The 16,293-nt window shown below is 63.9% G+C and carries 18 protein-coding genes; 15 read left to right on the top strand and 3 right to left on the bottom strand.

Annotated elements, in window-relative coordinates; translation table 11 throughout:
- Window positions 1-20 precede the first annotated feature (20 nt).
- Entirely contained in the window at window positions 21-305 is a 285-nt protein-coding gene (locus JNN06_RS09065; RefSeq protein WP_291239264.1) for a GNAT family N-acetyltransferase, read from the top strand.
- On the opposite strand, the gene JNN06_RS09060 is transcribed toward JNN06_RS09065, so the two are convergent.
- Window positions 306-1,328, bottom strand: coding sequence for a lytic transglycosylase domain-containing protein (locus JNN06_RS09060; RefSeq protein WP_291239263.1), 1,023 nt, complete (start codon window positions 1,326-1,328; stop codon window positions 306-308).
- A gap of 381 nt (window positions 1,329-1,709) precedes the next feature.
- On the opposite strand from JNN06_RS09060, the gene JNN06_RS09055 reads away from it, so the two are divergent.
- From JNN06_RS09055 to JNN06_RS08995, 13 genes are all read left to right on the top strand, one after another.
- Window positions 1,710-1,901, top strand: coding sequence for a pilus assembly protein (locus tag JNN06_RS09055; protein WP_291239262.1), 192 nt, complete (start codon window positions 1,710-1,712; stop codon window positions 1,899-1,901).
- A 131-nt stretch (window positions 1,902-2,032) separates the two neighbouring features.
- Window positions 2,033-2,212, top strand: a complete 180-nt coding sequence (locus tag JNN06_RS09050) for a hypothetical protein (protein ID WP_291239261.1) — start codon at window positions 2,033-2,035, stop codon at window positions 2,210-2,212.
- Between the two features lie 109 nt (window positions 2,213-2,321).
- Complete coding sequence (gene cpaB, locus JNN06_RS09045) at window positions 2,322-3,167, top strand: Flp pilus assembly protein CpaB (protein ID WP_291239260.1); 846 nt, start codon at window positions 2,322-2,324, stop codon at window positions 3,165-3,167.
- Between the two features lie 203 nt (window positions 3,168-3,370).
- Window positions 3,371-4,762, top strand: a complete 1,392-nt coding sequence (locus JNN06_RS09040) for a type II and III secretion system protein family protein (protein ID WP_291239259.1) — start codon at window positions 3,371-3,373, stop codon at window positions 4,760-4,762.
- Between the two features lie 16 nt (window positions 4,763-4,778).
- Window positions 4,779-5,411, top strand: a complete 633-nt coding sequence (locus tag JNN06_RS09035) for an OmpA family protein (RefSeq protein ID WP_291239258.1) — start codon at window positions 4,779-4,781, stop codon at window positions 5,409-5,411.
- Between the two features lie 247 nt (window positions 5,412-5,658).
- Window positions 5,659-6,939 carry an AAA family ATPase gene (locus tag JNN06_RS09030; protein WP_291239257.1) on the top strand — a complete coding sequence of 427 codons (1,281 nt, stop codon included), beginning with the start codon at window positions 5,659-5,661 and terminating at the stop codon, window positions 6,937-6,939.
- A 23-nt stretch (window positions 6,940-6,962) separates the two neighbouring features.
- Window positions 6,963-8,417 (top strand): CpaF family protein, encoded by a 1,455-nt coding sequence (locus tag JNN06_RS09025; RefSeq protein ID WP_291239256.1) that lies wholly within the window; start codon window positions 6,963-6,965, stop codon window positions 8,415-8,417.
- A 9-nt stretch (window positions 8,418-8,426) separates the two neighbouring features.
- Complete coding sequence (locus JNN06_RS09020) at window positions 8,427-9,389, top strand: type II secretion system F family protein (protein WP_291239255.1); 963 nt, start codon at window positions 8,427-8,429, stop codon at window positions 9,387-9,389.
- Window positions 9,390-9,401: 12 nt separating this feature from the next.
- Window positions 9,402-10,376, top strand: a complete 975-nt coding sequence (locus JNN06_RS09015; RefSeq protein ID WP_291239254.1) for a type II secretion system F family protein — start codon at window positions 9,402-9,404, stop codon at window positions 10,374-10,376.
- A gap of 82 nt (window positions 10,377-10,458) precedes the next feature.
- On the top strand, window positions 10,459-10,968 hold the full coding sequence (locus JNN06_RS09010; protein WP_291239283.1) for a tetratricopeptide repeat protein: 510 nt from the start codon (window positions 10,459-10,461) through the stop codon (window positions 10,966-10,968).
- 49 nt (window positions 10,969-11,017) lie between these two features.
- Entirely contained in the window at window positions 11,018-11,866 is an 849-nt protein-coding gene (locus JNN06_RS09005; RefSeq protein ID WP_291239253.1) for a tetratricopeptide repeat protein, read from the top strand.
- Window positions 11,867-11,872: 6 nt separating this feature from the next.
- Window positions 11,873-12,361, top strand: a complete 489-nt coding sequence (locus JNN06_RS09000) for a hypothetical protein (RefSeq protein ID WP_291239252.1) — start codon at window positions 11,873-11,875, stop codon at window positions 12,359-12,361.
- A gap of 74 nt (window positions 12,362-12,435) precedes the next feature.
- Window positions 12,436-13,764, top strand: a complete 1,329-nt coding sequence (locus tag JNN06_RS08995; RefSeq protein ID WP_291239251.1) for an ATPase — start codon at window positions 12,436-12,438, stop codon at window positions 13,762-13,764.
- A 61-nt stretch (window positions 13,765-13,825) separates the two neighbouring features.
- Here the strand turns inward: JNN06_RS08995 and JNN06_RS08990 are convergent, their stop codons facing one another.
- Window positions 13,826-14,230, bottom strand: coding sequence for a SufE family protein (locus tag JNN06_RS08990; protein WP_291239250.1), 405 nt, complete (start codon window positions 14,228-14,230; stop codon window positions 13,826-13,828).
- Between the two features lie 125 nt (window positions 14,231-14,355).
- On the opposite strand from JNN06_RS08990, the gene JNN06_RS08985 reads away from it, so the two are divergent.
- Window positions 14,356-14,814, top strand: coding sequence for a hypothetical protein (locus JNN06_RS08985; protein WP_291239249.1), 459 nt, complete (start codon window positions 14,356-14,358; stop codon window positions 14,812-14,814).
- Window positions 14,815-14,875: 61 nt separating this feature from the next.
- Here JNN06_RS08985 and rnd read toward each other — a convergent pair whose 3' ends face one another.
- Complete coding sequence (rnd, locus tag JNN06_RS08980) at window positions 14,876-16,036, bottom strand: ribonuclease D (RefSeq protein ID WP_291239248.1); 1,161 nt, start codon at window positions 16,034-16,036, stop codon at window positions 14,876-14,878.
- Between the last annotated feature and the right edge of the window lie 257 nt (window positions 16,037-16,293).

Raw genomic sequence — 16,293 nt, 5'->3', positions numbered from 1 at the left:
TCATGTCACCGGAGGTCACCATGTTTGAAATTACCCGCGAAATCCACGGCTCCAAGGGCCGCTATGTCATCCGCCAGAATGGCGAGGAAGCCGAGGTGACGTTTTCGGTCACCTCTCCCACGCTGATCATCGCCGATCACACCGGCGTGCCTGACAGCTTTCGCGGCACCGGCGCGGGGCTCGCGCTGGTCACCCGGATGGTGGAGGATGCGCGGGCCGAGGGCGTGAAGATCATGCCGCTGTGCCCCTTCGTGAATGCCACCCGCAAGAAGCACCCCGAATGGGCGGATGTCTTCGCGGTCTGATCAGCCGCCCGCAGCGATGATGCGGAACACGCAAGGGTCCGAGAAGATCTCGGGCGGGGTCTGGCACAGGCCCTGCGCCACCTGCCAGGCCGCCAGCACCTTGGGCACGTAATCGCGGGTTTCGGGATAAGGGGGGATGCCCGCATTGGCATCCACCGCCCCCTCGCCCGCATTATAGGCCGCCAGCACCATCAGCGGGTCGCGGTCAAAGCGCTTCATCAGCCAGTCCAGATAGGCGACGCCGCCCTTGATGTTCTGCGTGGGATTGGTGCTGTCGGCCACACCAAAGCGTTCGGCGGTGGCAGGGATCAACTGCATGAGGCCCTGTGCCCCGGCATGGCTGACCGCATCGGGCTGGCCCGCACTTTCAATGCCGATCACCGCCAGCACCAGCGCGGGCGACACCTCGGTGCCAATGGTGGCTTTCAGAATATCGGTGCCATAGGTCTCGGCGATCTTTTGCATGTGCTGCATGCGCGGCGCGCCGACCTGGGTGCCCTTCGGCCCCTGCGACAGCGTGGCCATGGCCAGCGGGTAGCGCCCGGCCACGGCCTCGCGCGCGGTGGGCACCGCATCCCAGAACCAGCTATAGGTCGCGGCGACCTTGGCCTGATCGGCGGGCACCTGCGGCGCGGCGGCGGGATCGGTCAGCGCCGATTCCGCCTCTTTCTCGCGGTCGACCTTGGGCGAGGCCGCGAGGCGCCGCGCCTGCTCCTCGGGGTCGATCTGCACGGTGATCCGTTTGGCGCCCGGCTTGGGGCCGCCCTGCGCGCCCGGCACGCCGATGCGCTTGAAGGTGAATTGCTCGAAGGGCGGGGGCGCGGGCTTCGGCTTTTCGGCCTCCGGGGCGGCTTCGGCCTCGTTCAGGGGAATCGCCTGCGCGTCCGTCTCGGGGGGAAGGGGGGCCGAATCTGCGGAGGATTGCCCGAAAGCATAGGGATTCCAGGGCGTTGGCCCGATAGCCCACGCCAGCCCCGTCAGAATCAGCCCTTGCAAAGCGCCTGTGGTCCGTCCCCTGCCCATGGGGTTCACTGCCCGTTTTCCGGTTTTCTATGCAGAATCTTCGCAGAATCCCGCCCCGCGATCCAGCAAAACAGCGCCAACACCCCTGCAAACGTGGCGATTTCGCCGCAATTGTGCCCCGATTGCCCCGGTTGCACGCCCCGCCACAGTCCGGCCCACTTCGTTAAGAAAGTTTGAATCGTGCAAATTCAAAGCGTTGCGCGATTTCAGCAGGTTTTTCGGCGAAAACTTTTTCGGCCCAAATGCCTCCCAACTCCCGCCACCATTGGGGGGCTATATGAGCCCATGCCGCAGCGAACAGCGGATCGGAACAGAGGCCGGTCAGAACGCGAAGCGAGGCGGTAGTAACAGAGCAAACACGAAAACCAAGGGACTGAGACCATGAAACTCCTGAACATCTTCAAAAACTTCGCCAAAGACGAGTCGGGCGCCGTGACCGTTGACTTCGTGGTGCTGACCGCCGGCATCGTGGGCCTCGGCATCCTGATCGTCTCGGCCGTGACCCCGCAGGTCGAACTGACCGCTGCACAGATCGCCACCGACATGCAGAACGCTCGCGAGATCGGCCGCTGATCTGAGCCGCCACGTTTGATCCAAACGTGACAGACAGGCTGCGGCACCGAAAGGGCCGCAGCCTGTTCCATGAAAGGTCCCGGCAGAAGGCAAGTGACCTGACGTAACGGACGAGTCAGAAGCAGGTGACCATGAAACGCAGTCTTGCACATTTCCTGCGGAGTGAAGACGGGGCAGTGTCGATCGACTTTGTAGTCTTGACCGCTGCCATTGCCATCATGGCATTGGGGGCGATCAGCGTCATTGTTTCGGAAGGCGCGATGTATGGCGAAGTGATCGCCGATCTGATCGCCACAGCCCTGCGGTCGTAAGGCGCGGGCGCAGCCTGCAAGCCATGGCCGGGAAACAGTGACCGGGGCTCGCGTGCAGCCGACCGTCAGCAAACCCCACCGAACATGAAGGATGAGTAAGATGCAGTCGATGCGTGTAGGTGTTCTGGTGGCCGGTGTGGCTTTGGCCGGGGCTGCCGTTTACATGGTGCAACAATATGTGGGCCAGGCGCAGGCGCAACTGGATCGCGACCGCCAGACCCTCCGGGAAATCGGCCCGCTGGAAAAGGTCTATGTGGTCAACAAGTCGGTGAATTACGGCGACCCGCTGACCCCTGCGGATGTGCAGATGATCTACTGGCCGAAAAGCGCCCTGCCCGAGGGGGTCTTCACCACCGAGGCACCGCTCTTTGCCGAAGGGAAAAGCGACCCGCGCTATGTGCTGCGCCAGATGGAGACCTATGAGCCGATCCTGGCCATCAAGGTCACCGAACAGGGCGAGACGGCGGGCCTGACCTCGATGCTCAAACCCGGCCAGCGCGCCTTCGCCATCAAGTTCGGCGATGCGGGCGGCGCCACCAACATGCTTCAGGCCGGGAATTTCGTGGACATCTACTGGACCGGCGTTGATGTGAACGGCATCGACAAGACGATGCTGATCGAAGGCTCGGTCGAGGTGATCGCGGTGGATCGCACCGGCGCCAAGGGCGAGGGGGCCGAGCGGGAGGCCACTGCCCCCAAGGCCATGACCGTCGCCGTCACCCAGGAACAGGTGGCCCGTCTGACCCAGGCCCAGGCCTCCGGCAGCCTCTCGGTCTCGCTGGTCGCCAAGCCCGATCAGGGCATCGCCTCCGGCCCGGTCGAGATCGACACCTCGATCTTCGGCAAGCGCGCCGAAGTGGCCGCGCCCGTGGTGGAGGAGACCGCGAAAGTCTGCACCGTGCGCAAGCGGGTGGGCACCGAGGTCATCGAAGACCCGATCCCCTGCACCAACTGATAGACGAACCATACGGGCGCACCCCATCATCTGGGGGGGCGCCCTTCGTCTTTTGCGACCACTGCGGCGCATTTGCGACTTATCCACACGAGCTTGTCGCCACAACACTTTGATTCTTGCAAAAAAATGCCACATCCGGCATTTTACCATGCAAAATGGGCATCAAGACCCGGTACCGAGGCGTGATCCGAAAGGCAGGTCACATGCAGTTCAAGACGATTTTTGGCGCGGGTCTCATGGGCCTGGCCTTCGCGACTTCCGCGACGACACCCCTTCTGGCGCAAAATCTGCGCGTGCTGGAAGGCAAGGCTTCGGCACCTTTGAACGTGCCGATGAACCGCGCCGTCGTGGTGGAAAGTGACGTTCCGTTCGCCGAACTGTCGATCGCCAATCCGGGCATTGCCGATATTTCGACGCTGACCGACAAGTCGATCTATGTGCTGGGCAAGGCGCCGGGGCGCACCACGCTGACGCTGCTGGGCGCCGATGGCAAGCTGATCTCCAATGTCGAGGTGCAGGTCTCGCCCGATGTGGCCGAGTTCAAGGAACGCCTGCGCCAGATCATCCCCGGTGAGAATATCGAGGTCCGCACCGCCAATGACGGCATCGTGCTGTCGGGCGTCGTCTCCTCGGCCGCCAAGCTGGACCGCGCGCTGGATCTGGCCGAACGCTATGCGCCAGAGCGCGTGTCGAACCTGATGAGCGTGGGCGGCACCCAGCAGGTCATGCTGAAAATCCGCTTTGCCGAAATGCAGCGCTCGGTCTCCAAGAACCTGTCCTCCTCGCTGGCCATCGCGGGTGGCAATACCGTCGGCGTCAATGGCGAGACCGGCACCTGGTTGCAGGGGGATAACGGCATCTCCAACAGCACGATCACGCCGCGCGACAACGCCAATTCCGCGCTTGGGCTGGGCTTCACCGCAGGCTCGCTGCAATTCGGCGTGCTGCTGGAAGCGCTTGAATCCAAAGGCGTTGCCCGCACTCTGGCCGAACCGAACCTCACCGCCCTCTCGGGGCAGGAGGCCAAGTTCCTGGCGGGTGGCGAATATCCGATCCCGGTGGTTGACAGCGACGGCATCAGCATCGAATACAAGCCCTTCGGCGTCGAGATGAACTTTACCCCGGTCGTGGTGGATGGCGATCTGATCAACCTTCAGATCAACGCCGCCGTCTCCTCGATCGACACCTCGATCACGATGCAAAGCGGTGGTTTCAGCGTCAACGCCTTCAAGCGCCGCGAAACCTCCACCACGGTCGAGATGCGCGATGGCGAAAGCTTTGCCATTGCGGGCCTGTTGCAGGATGACTTCCGCGACCTGAACGGTCAGGTGCCGTGGCTGGGCGATATTCCGGTGCTGGGCACCCTGTTCCGCAGCGCCGAATATCAGCGCGCGCAATCGGAACTGGTCATCATCGTGACCCCGCATCTGGTGACGCCGACGCGGGGCGAGGCCCTGGCCCTGCCCACCGACCGCGTGCGCCTGCCCACCGAGAAAGAGCTGTTCCTGTTCGGCAAGGTCGCCGGCAGCAAGGGCGCGGCGGGCGAAGTGGCCCGGCAGGATTATACCAGCCCTTATGGCTATGTGATGGAGTAAGGCCATGCGGGGGCATATGCGATTTTTCCTGACCGTTTCGACTGCTCTGGCACTGGCTGGCTGCGGCGACATGCACCGCGAAGCCGGGGCCGAGGTGGATGCCGGCACGTTCGGCAATGCGACGATGAACAATTCGCTGGTGCAAACCGGCGCCATCGACGCGCAGGGCATCATGGCGCAGCGCTTCGCCCGCGAAGTGCCCTCGACCATCACCTTCCCGTTCAACTCCTCCGAGCTGACCGGCGAGGCCCGCGCCGTGCTGGACCAGCAGGCCATGTGGATGCGCCAGTTCCCCGAGCTGCGCTTCTCGGTCTATGGCCATACCGATCTGGTGGGCGGCGATGGGTATAATCAGGCGCTTGGCAAGCGCCGCGCCAAGGCTGTCGTGGCCTATCTGGCATCGCGCGGCATCTCGCCGTCGCGGGTGGATGCACTGGTGTCTTTCGGCAAGACGCAGCCGGTGGTCAACACCCTCTCGCCCGAGGAACGCAACCGCCGCACCGTCACCGAAGTGTCGGGCTGGTCGAAGGGCAATGGCCAGTTGCTGAACGGCAAATATGCCGCCATCGTGGCGCGCGAATACATCACTTCGGCCCGCGCCTCCATCGAACCGCCGACCAACGTGACGCAGCTGGTGATCGGCAACTGATCCGCTGCAAGACGGCACAGGAAAAGGCGGGTCTGCGGGCCCGCCTTTTCCCTTTCCCTCTGGCGCCGCCCCGCCGTTTTTTTCCAACGCCGCGATAATTCCCAGTTTGACGACGATTTAGCCCCAATATCGCCCAAGTTCCGCAGCAGTTTCGGGTCAATTGAACGCAACTGCGCGGGCCAAATGCCGCGCACGGCGGGAGGGGATGTGATTCCCTGTCCGACGATCAGCGAAGGACTTGAGGCAAATGACGAGTGTGGCCAATCTTCAACCCGAACCCGCGCCCATTCTGGCATGCACCATCTCGCGCGACGTGCAGAATTTCGAGCTGCTGATCGACGACATGGAGCAGGAGCTGGGCGAGAATTGGGGCGATCTGTCCTTCGAGGATGCGCTGCTGTTTCTCGATCAGCCCGACAGCGCGGCGCTGCAATTCGTGGCGGTGGCGGTGGATGCCGAGGATGAGGTCGATCTCACCCGCATCTCCGACATCATCCGCACCGCCAAGACCCGCAATATCCGCGTCGTGCTGATCGCCGATCAGGTCAGCCCGGTGGCGCTGCATCAGTTGCTGCGCCTTGGCGCCGATGATTTCGTGCCCTATCCGCTGCCCGATGGTGCGCTGCATGATGCGATCGAGCGGCTGAAACAGCCCGCGCCGGTCGCTGCGGCCCCCGCCGAGGCCCCTGCCCCGGCCCCCCAGACCGACGAGCCGCATCACGCGCCGCGCTTCAAGGCCAAGGGCGACCGCGATGGCGTCATCCTGCCGGTGCATGGGCTGGCGGGCGGCTCCGGCGCCTCGACCTTTGCCACCAATCTGGCCTGGGAGCTGGCCAATGCCGACAAGACCAAGGCACCGCGCGTCTGTCTGATCGACCTTGATCTGCAATTCGGCGCCGTCGCCACCTATCTGGACCTGCCGCGCCGCGAGGCGGTGTTCGAGGTGCTGCAAGACCTGGAAAACTGCGACAGCGATCTGTTCCTGCAAGCCATGACCAGCTTCAACGACAAGCTGCATGTGTTCACCGCGCCCGCCGACATGCTGCCGCTGGACATCATCGGCCCGAACGAGATTTCGCGCCTGCTGGACATGGCGCAGGCGAATTTCGATTTCGTCATCATCGACATGCCCAAGACCATCGTGGCCTGGACCGAAACCGTGCTGAACCGCGCGCAGGTCTATTTCTCGCTGATGGAGCTGGACCTGCGCTCGGCCCAGAATGTGCTGCGTCTGGTGCGCGCGCTGAAGGCCGAGGGGCTGCCGCATGAAAAGCTGCGCTTCGTGCTGAACCGCGCGCCGCGCTTCACCGATCTGACGGCGAAAAGCCGGGTGAAGCGGCTGGCCGAAAGCCTCGACATCTCGCTGGACATGCAGCTGCCCGATGGCGGCGCGCAGGTCACGCAATCCAATGACCACGGCCTGCCGCTGTCCGAGACCGCCGCGAAGAATCCGCTGCGCAAGGAATTGGCGAAACTGGCCAAATCCTTGTTTGACCTGAGCAAATCTGCCGAGACGGCGCAGGCCTGATCCGTGCCGATGGGGGAGTGACGATGTTTTCGCGTTTCAAGAAGCCCGAGGCCGGCCCGGCCAAACCCAGTCTGGTTCCGGTGGGGGCCGCGCAGGCCGCACCCAAGGCCTCGGCGCAAACCGTGGTCAAGGCGCCCAGCCCCGCTGCGCCCAAGACGCCCCAGCCCAAGACCCCGGCCGAGGCGGCCGCCGCCGACAAGGACCGCAAGCGCAAGGAGCGTTTGCAGGAGCTGAAGGTCGAGCTGCACAAGCGCCTCTTGGAAAACCTGAACCTTGCCGCGCTGGAAAAGGCCTCGGAGACCCAGCTGAAATCCGAAATCGCCGCGATCAGCGCCGAGGCGCTGGACGAGATGTCGGTGGCGCTTTCGGCGGTGGACCGCGCGACCCTGCACCAGGAACTGTATGACGAGGTGATGGGCCTTGGCCCGCTGGAACCCCTGCTGAAGGATGAAACCATCAGCGATATTCTGGTGAACGGCCCCCATCGCATCTTTGTGGAACGCGGCGGCAAGCTCACCCTGTCGGACGTGACCTTCAAGGATGAGCGCCACCTGTTGCGCATCATCGACAAGATCGTGTCTGCCGTGGGCCGCCGGGTCGACGAATCGAACCCCTATTGCGACGCGCGCCTGGCGGATGGCTCGCGTTTCAACTGCATGGTGCCCCCCGTTGCGGTGGATGGCTCGCTGGTCTCCATCCGGAAATTCAAGAAAGACAAGCTCGCCATCCGCGATCTGGTGAATTTCGGCGCCTTTACCGAAGAAATGGCGCTGTATCTGGAGGCCGCCGTCTCGACCCGCCTGAACATCATCGTGTCGGGCGGCACCGGGTCGGGGAAAACCACCACGCTGAACGCGCTGTCCTCCTTCATCGACAATACCGAACGCGTGCTGACCATCGAGGATACGGCGGAACTTCAACTGCAACAGATCCATGTGGGCCGGATGGAAAGCCGCCCGCCGAACGTCGAGGGCAAGGGCGCCGTCACCCAGCGCGATTGCTTGCGCAACGCGCTGCGGATGCGCCCCGACCGCATCATCGTGGGCGAAACCCGCGGCGAAGAGGTGATCGACATGTTGCAGGCCATGAACACCGGCCACGATGGCTCGATGACCACGATCCACGCCAACAACCCGCGCGATGGGGTCAGCCGTCTGGAAAACATGGTCGCCATGGCCGGGATCGAGATGCCGCTGAAAGCCGTACGCAGCCAGATCGCCTCCGCCGTCAACCTGATCGTGCAGGCCTCGCGTCTGCAAGACGGCTCGCGCCGCATGACCTCGATCACCGAGATCACCGGCATGGAGGGCGAGGTGATCTCGATGCAGGAAGTGTTCCGCTATGAACGCCTCGGGCTGGCGCCAGATGGCAAGATCATCGGGCGGTTCAACGCCACCGGCGTGCGCTCGCATTACTCCGAGCGGTTCAAGCAGTGGGGCTTCAACCTGCCGCCGTCGATCTACGAACCCATCCACTGAGGTCGCGCCATGGAAACGGTTCTCATTGTCTATGCCATCGTCTTCATCGGGGTCATCGTCCTCATCGAGGGCGTGTATCGGGTGGCCTTTGGCAAATCCATCAGCCTGGACCAGCGCATGTCGCGCCGTCTGGCGCTGCTGGAAAAACATGGCAGCAAGGAACAGGTGCTGGAGCAGCTCCGCAAGGAGGCGGGCCAGCATCTGAATGCCAAGTCGATTCCGCTTTACGCCATTCTGGCCAAGAAGGCGCAGCAGGCCAATATCGCCTTCCCGCCGCTGGTGCTGCTGGGCATCATGGCGGCGCTGACCGCGCTGGCCTTTGTGGGCCTGACGGTCGGCACCGCCACCTCGGTGCCGGTGCGCGTCGTGATGGCGGTGGTGGCCGGGGTCGGCGGCGTCTATTTCTGGGTCAACAAGAAGGCCAAGACCCGCATGTCGCTGCTGGAGGAACAGCTGCCCGACGCGGTGGACCTGATCGTGCGCAGCCTGCGCGTCGGTCACCCCTTCTCGGCCGCGCTTGGCATCGTCGCCAAGGAAATTCCCGATCCGATCGGCACCGAATTCGGCCTGATCTCGGACGAGGCCGCCTATGGCCGCGACATCACCGACAGCCTGACCGAATTCGCCGAACGGGTCGACAATCAGGATCTGCGCTTCCTCGCCATTGCGGTGAACATCCAGCAGCAATCCGGCGGCAACCTGGCCGAAATCCTGCAAGGCCTGTCGGACGTGATCCGCTCGCGCTTCAAGCTGTTCCGCCGCGTGCGCGCCATCACCGCCGAGGCGAAATGGTCGGGCATGTTCCTGTCGGCCTTCCCGCTGCTGGCGCTTGGCATGATCCTGTTCATCAAGCCCGATTACTTCGATCAGGTGAAGGAAAGCGCGCTGTTTACCCCGGTCGCTATCGGGGTGGGTGCCCTGCTGGGCGTCAACGTGATCTTCATGAAGATCATGGTCAATATCAAGGTCTGAGGGAGAACGACCATGGAAGCCATCACCTCCCTCCTGACCGAGACGCTGGGCCCCTTGGGCCCGGCCATCGTGATCATGTGCATCGCAGCCGGGCTTCTGGCCTTCGTGCTGCCCTCGATGCTGCAAAAGAAGCCCGATCCGCTGGCCAAGCTGAAAGTCCAGGCCCGCAACGCCAATGGCGAGGCGGCGGCCAGCCTGCGCAGCAAAAGCGGCGCGGCGGCCAAGCTGGACAAATACGCGCAATATCTGGAACCGCAGGACATGCAGGCCATGTCTGCGGTGCGGCTCATGCTGATGCGGGCGGGCTACCGCGCCAAGAACTCGGTGCGGATCTACTATTTCGCCAAATTCGTGCTGGGTCTGGGCGCGCTGTCCTTCGGTCTGTTCTACACCTTGCTGTTGCAGGCGCAGCAGGGCGACCTGCCGATGAAGACCATGATCCTCTATACCATCCTGCCCGGCGCCATCGGCTATTACGCGCCGCAATACTGGGTGCAGCGCCGCTTGCAGACCCGGCAGGCGCAGATCATCTCGGGCTTTGCCGATGCGCTGGACCTGATGCTGGTCTGCGTCGAGGCGGGGCAGTCGCTGGATCAATGCATCAACCGCGTCGCCAAGGAAATGAAGGTCGGCTACAAGGCGCTCGCCGAGGAATTCGAGATCGTCGCCCAGGAGGTGAAGGCCGGCAAGGAACGCGTCGTGGTGCTGAAAGACATGTCCGAACGTATCGGCGTGCCGGATGTCTCCTCCTTCATCACCACGCTGATCCAGTCGGCCACCTTCGGCACCTCGATCTCGGATGCGCTGCGGGTCTATGTGGCAGAGATGCGCGACAAACGCGTCATGCGCGCCGAGGAGAAGGCGAACACCTTGCCCACCAAGCTTTCCCTTGGCACAATGGTGTTCACCCTGCCACCCTTGATGGTGATGCTGGTGGGCCCCTCGGTCTACAGCATCGCCGTGGGGCTGAGCAGCGGGTTCAAGTGACCCCGGAGCCGATTTGACCCTTCGCCTGTTGCCAGTGCTTTGCCTTTTGTTCACCGCCGCCTGCACCTTGCCGGGCGGCGGTTTGCGTCCTGCCGCCAACTCTGCCCCGCCCGCCGATGCCGGGGGCAAGGGGGGCGTGGACGGGCTGCTGGTCGGCCATCGCCTGATGGAGGCAAACGAGCCCGAGCTGGCGCTGAAAGCCTATTACCGCGCCGCCGCCGAAACCGGCATTGATGCCGATGTGCTGTCGGCCATCGGCTCGGCCAATCTGGCGCTCGGGCGGCTGGGACAGGCCGAACAGGTGCTGCGCCGCGCGCTGGAACGCGATCCCGGCTTTGTGCCCGCGCTGAACAATCTGGGCTGCGTGCTGATGGAACAGGGCAAGATCCCCGAGGCGCGCAATGTCTTTCAGCAGGCCTTCGCGCTGGACAGTGGCGCCTCGGACTCGATCCGCGAAAATCTGCGCCTCGCCATAGCCAGAATGGAAAATCCGGTCTATTCTGACCCCGAGGAAGTTCAAGAACAAGAAGCCCCCAACCTGAAGCTGGTGCGGCGCGGACATGGCGAATACGTCCTGCTCTCCGCGCTCTAGGCCCAAGGCCCGGCGGGCTCACCCGAGCGAGCAGTGAAAAGGACGCGACATGCGCCATTCCCATATCGTCGTGGCATGCCTTCTGGGCACGGCCGCGCTCTCGGCCTGCAACCGCGGCCCCTCCGATGCCGAGGTGCAGCGCGCCATCAAGGACGTGAACGTCATTGATGAAAGCAATCTCAGCGACATCATGCTGACGGTGGGCGACCCGAACGAGGCGGTCAGCTATTTCACCCGCACCCTGCAACAAAATCCGGGCCGCCCGGATTTGCAGCGCGGTCTGGCCAAATCCTTGATGCGGGCCGGAAAATCCGAAGATGCCACGAAAGTCTGGGTCGGGCTGGTGAATTCCGGCCAGGGCACCAACGAGGATCGCGTGGGCTATGCCGAGGCGCTGATCCGCTCGAACAAATGGGCCGAGGCCGAGGCCGAACTGCTGAAAGTTCCGCCCACCCACGAGACCTATGACCGCTACCGGCTGGAGGCCATGGTGGCCGACAGCAAGAAACAGTGGAAAAAGGCCGACAGCTTCTATGAGATCGCGGCGGGCCTGACCACGAAACCGGCCGGCGTGCTGAACAACTGGGGCTATTCCAAGCTCAATCGCGGCGAATATGCCGGGTCGGAAAAGCTGTTCATCGAGGCGCTGAAAAACGATCCCACCATGTTCACCGCCAAGAACAACCTGGTTCTGGCGCGCGGGGCGCAGCGCAAATACGATCTGCCGGTGGTCGAGATGACCCAGGCCGAGCGGGCCGAGCTGCTCTATACGCTTGGTCTGGCGGCGGTGAAACATGGCGATGTGGCCGTGGGGCGCAACCTGCTGGAGGAAGCGGTGGAAACCCATCCGCAACATTTCGAGGCCGCCGCGCGCAGCCTGGAAGCGCTGAGAGGCTGACCCGAGATGCTGACCGCTGTTCAAGCCTACTGGCTGGCTCCGGCCTGCGTGCCGCTGGCGCTCTGGGTGGCGCTGTCCGACATGCAGCGCATGAAAATTCCGAACATGGCCTCGATCCTGATGATCGCGGCCTGGGCGACGCTGGGCTTCATGGCCTTCCCGCTGGCGCTCTGGGGCTGGGGCTGGGCCATCATGGCCATCGCGCTGGTGATCGGCATTCTGGGCAATGCCATTGGCCTTTTTGGCGCGGGGGATGCGAAATTCGCCGCCGCCATGGCCGGGGTCTTTGTCACCGCCGATCCGGGCAGGCTGGCGATTCTGGTCTGCGCCGCCATGATCGGGGCGCTGGTCACCCATCGCCTCGCCCGCGCCATTCCGGCGGTGCGCGCCGCGACGCCCGGCTGGGAAAGCTGGACCCGGCGCGATTTCCCCTTTGGGCTTGCCCTCGCAGGGACGCTGATTTTCTACGTTCTTGCCCCAATTCTGGCCCAATGATCGGGTTTTCTGGCATCTGACCACCGGGCGGCCCTTCGCGGCTTTGCCCGGTTCCCTTGCCAAGGACCGCGCCGATGAATGTGCAAGTCGCCCCGACCCCGATCGCCCCTGCCGTGATCGCCCCGCCTGCCCCGCGCAGCCTGGCCGAAACCGGGCTGTCGATGGTGATGATGCGCGACATCCTGCTGAAAACCATGTTCCGCATGAACCTGGATCAGGTCAGCCAGATTTCCCGCGTGGTCTGCCTGCCGGTCACCGCCGTGCAAGAGCTGATCGACCTCGCGCGCGGCCAGCGCCTGCTGGAGGCCACCGGCACGCTGCACGCCACCTCGGGCGGCGAAATGGGCTATCAGCTGACCGTGGCGGGCAAGGCGCGGGCGCTGGATGCTCTGGCGGTATCGGAATATTACGGCGCCATGCCGGTGCCGCTGGAGGAATACTCCGCCCAGGTCAAGCGCCAGTCGGTGCGCAACATGAAGCTGACCCGCGACCAGCTGATGAGCGGCATGGGCCATCTGATCCTGCCCGAAGACCTGATCGGCAATCTTGGCCCCGCCGTCGGCTCGGGCCGCTCCATCCTGATGTATGGCCCGCCCGGCAACGGCAAATCCTCGATTTCCAACGGCATCCGCGATTCGCTGGGCGACCGCATCTATATCCCCCGCGCGGTGGAATATTCGGGGCAGGTCATCACCGTCTATGACCCGATCGTGCATTCGGCAGCGGTCGAGATCGCCGACGACGCCACCAGCCTGCGCCGCAGCTCCAACCGCTTCGACCAGCGCTATGTCTGGTGCGCCCGCCCCTCGGTCATCACCGGCGGCGAATTGACGCTGGACATGCTGGACCTGAAATACAACACCACCGCCCGCACCTATACCGCGCCACTGCAAATGAAATCCAATGGCGGCATCTTCATCGTCGACGACCTCGGCCGCCAGTCGGACCCGCCGCAAAAGCTGGTGAACCGCTGGATCGTGCCGCTGGAAGAAAGCCGCGACATCCTGCAACTGCAATCGGGCGAGAAATTCACCGTGCCTTTTGACACGCTGGTGATCTTTTCCACCAACTTCCACCCGAACGAGATCTTCGACGGCGCGGCGCTGCGCCGGATCTTCTTCAAGATCAAGATCGACGGCCCCAATCAGGAAAACTTCCTGAAAATCTTCGCGCTGGTGGCGCGCAAGAAGAAGATGCCGATTGATCAGGCCGCCATCATCCATCTGCTGAAGAACAAATACCCGGCGATCAACAACAATTACGCGAACTATCAGCCGGTCTTCCTGATCGACCAGATGATCGCCATCTGCGAATTCGAGGGCATCCCCTATCAAATGTCGCCCGAGCTGATCGACCGCGCCTGGGCCAATATGTTCGTCAAGAACGAGGCCATCGCCCGGTAACCGCGCGCGCGCCCGAGTTTTCGTCGAAAACTCGGGTCCGATCCTTCGCAGAAGGATCGTTTCACGCGACGGCGGTTTCGCGAATCCGCTGCACCATGGCGCGCACCCCGTTGGAGCGCTGCGCCGAAAGATGCTCATCGAGGCCCAGCCGCGCCAGCTCGGCCGCCGCATCGACCTTGGCCAGATCGGCCACCGGCAGCCCCGCATACAGCGCATGCAGCACCGCGATCAGCCCGCGCACGATCATCGCATCCGAAGTGCCCTGAAACTCGAACCGCCCGTTTTCCACCAGCGGGCGCAGCCAGACCTGACTGGCGCAGCCTTCCACCTTGAAGGCAGGCACCTGAAAGGCAGGGTCCAGATCGGGAAAGGCCTTGCCCAGTTCGATCACATGGCGATAGCGGTCTTCCCAATCGTCCAGAAATTCGAAGGTTTCAACGATTTCCTCGAATGCGGGCGTGGCCATGGCTCTCTCCTTCTTTCGCCTATCGCTAAGCCTGCGGCGGCAAAACGTCCAGAGGGGCGCTTTTCAAATGCCGCGCCATGCGCTAGCCAAGGGCAGGTGCCAGTTTGGGCGCGAAAGGGTCTGGGATGAGAAAACCGCTGCTTGCCGCATTGACGCTGGTGACCTTCACCTCTGCCTGTGGCTTTGGCCAATCGCGGTTCAACCCGTTCAACTGGTTCGGCGGCGCCGAAGTGGCGGCTCCGGCGGAACCGAGCGTGGTGGATGCCGAAGACCCGCGCGCCCTGGCCATGCAGATCACCGCGCTGAAGGTTGACGCCATGCCCGGCGGCGCCATCATCCGCGCCACGGCGGTGATGGAGACCCAGGGCTGGTGGGATGCCGAGCTGGTGCCCGTAGACAAGGACGCGCCTGACGGCAAGCTGGTCTATGAATTCCGGGTTTTCCCGCCGATCAAACCCGCCGATGTCTCCACCCCGCAATCGCGCAGCATCACGGCGGCGGTCTATCTCTCCGACATCGCCTTGCAAACCGTGTCCAGCATCACCGTGCAGGGCGCCACCAATGGCCTGACCAGTCGGCGCTAGGGGCCGGCGTTAAGGGGCCACGGCGAGAAGGCGGGCGCCAAAGCGCCCTGCCCTCCCGGTCTCAGACCAGCGAGACCACCTGCACCATGCTGCCCTTGGCAGTCAGCGCGATCTCGCCTTTGCACAGCCGCAGCGCATCCAGCCCGAAGGCCTCCTGCCGCCAGCCCTTCAGCGCCGGAATATCCCGCTCGCCCGCCGCAATCGCATCCAGCTCCGCCGCCGAGGCGATCAGCTTGGCCGCCACGCCCAGGCTTTCCGATTTCGCCTTCAGCAGCACCCGCAGCAGATCGGCCAGCGCCGGGTTCACCTGCAATTGCTCGCGCGAGAGATCGGGCTTCGGCATATCCTCCGGCTTCATCTCCAGCCCGGCCTTCACCGCCGCCAGAATGCCATCGGCAATATCGCCCCGCCGCCCCTCGCGCAAAAGCAGACGCGAGCGCCCCAGCTCCTCGTGATTGGTGGGCCGGGTCGAGGCCACCTCCAGCAGCGCATCATCCTTCATCACGCGGCTGCGCGGGACATTGTTCTGCTGGGCATAGGCCTCGCGGAACTCGGCCAGCGCCTTCACCAACGCCAGAAACCGCCCCGAGGTGGTGCGCGTCTTCACCCGCATCCAGGCCTCGGCGGGCCGGATCGTATAGGTCTCGGGGTCGGTCAGCAGCGTCAGCTCCTCGGCCACCCAGGCCTCGCGCTTGGATTTGGCGATCTGCTTGGCCAGGCTTTCATAGACCACCCGCAGATGCGTCACATCGGCCAGCGCATATTCCTTCTGCGCCGTGCTGAGCGGGCGGCGCGACCAGTCGGTGAAGCGCGAGGTCTTGTCGAGGCTTTCGCGCGCGATCTTCTTCACCAGCGTCTCATAACCCACCTGCTCGCCATAGCCGCAGACCATGGCCGCCACCTGGGTGTCAAACAGCGGCTCGGGGAAGACCCCGCCCTCCACAAAGAAAATCTCCAGATCTTGCCGCGCGGCATGAAACACCTTCACCGTCGCCGTGTGGCGGAACAGGTCATAGAGCGGCTCCAGGCTCATGTCCTCGCCCTCGATCGGGTCGACCAGCACCGCCTCGCCCTCCTTGCCCGGCAGCGCCATCTGGATCAGGCACAGCTTGGACCAATAGGTCCGCTCGCGCAGGAACTCGGTGTCGATGGTGACATAGGGCTGGGCCTTGGCCGCCGCGCAAAAGGCGGCGAGGTCTTCGGTCGTGGTGATGGTGCGCATGGGCATCTTTCCTGGGGCCCCGCAGGCAAAAGCGGGGGCGTCACGGGGGTATCCCGCCCTTCCGCTATAGGGGCGGGCGGGCTGAAAGGAAAGCCTTGCAACCATGGCCTGTGGGCCTATCGTGGCCGCCATGACCCAGTTTTCCTCCTATGCGCTGCGCTTTGTCGGCGCCACCGCGCAATCGCTCGCCCGAACCGGCGCCGACCTCCTGATCGTCGAAAGCGGCCTGACGCTGCGCGACGCCCGCCCCACCCTGG

Origin of the sequence: Gemmobacter sp., assembly GCF_016792925.1 — a bacterium.
GTDB lineage: Bacteria > Pseudomonadota > Alphaproteobacteria > Rhodobacterales > Rhodobacteraceae > Gemmobacter.
This window is presented reverse-complemented; position numbering and strand designations above follow the sequence as displayed.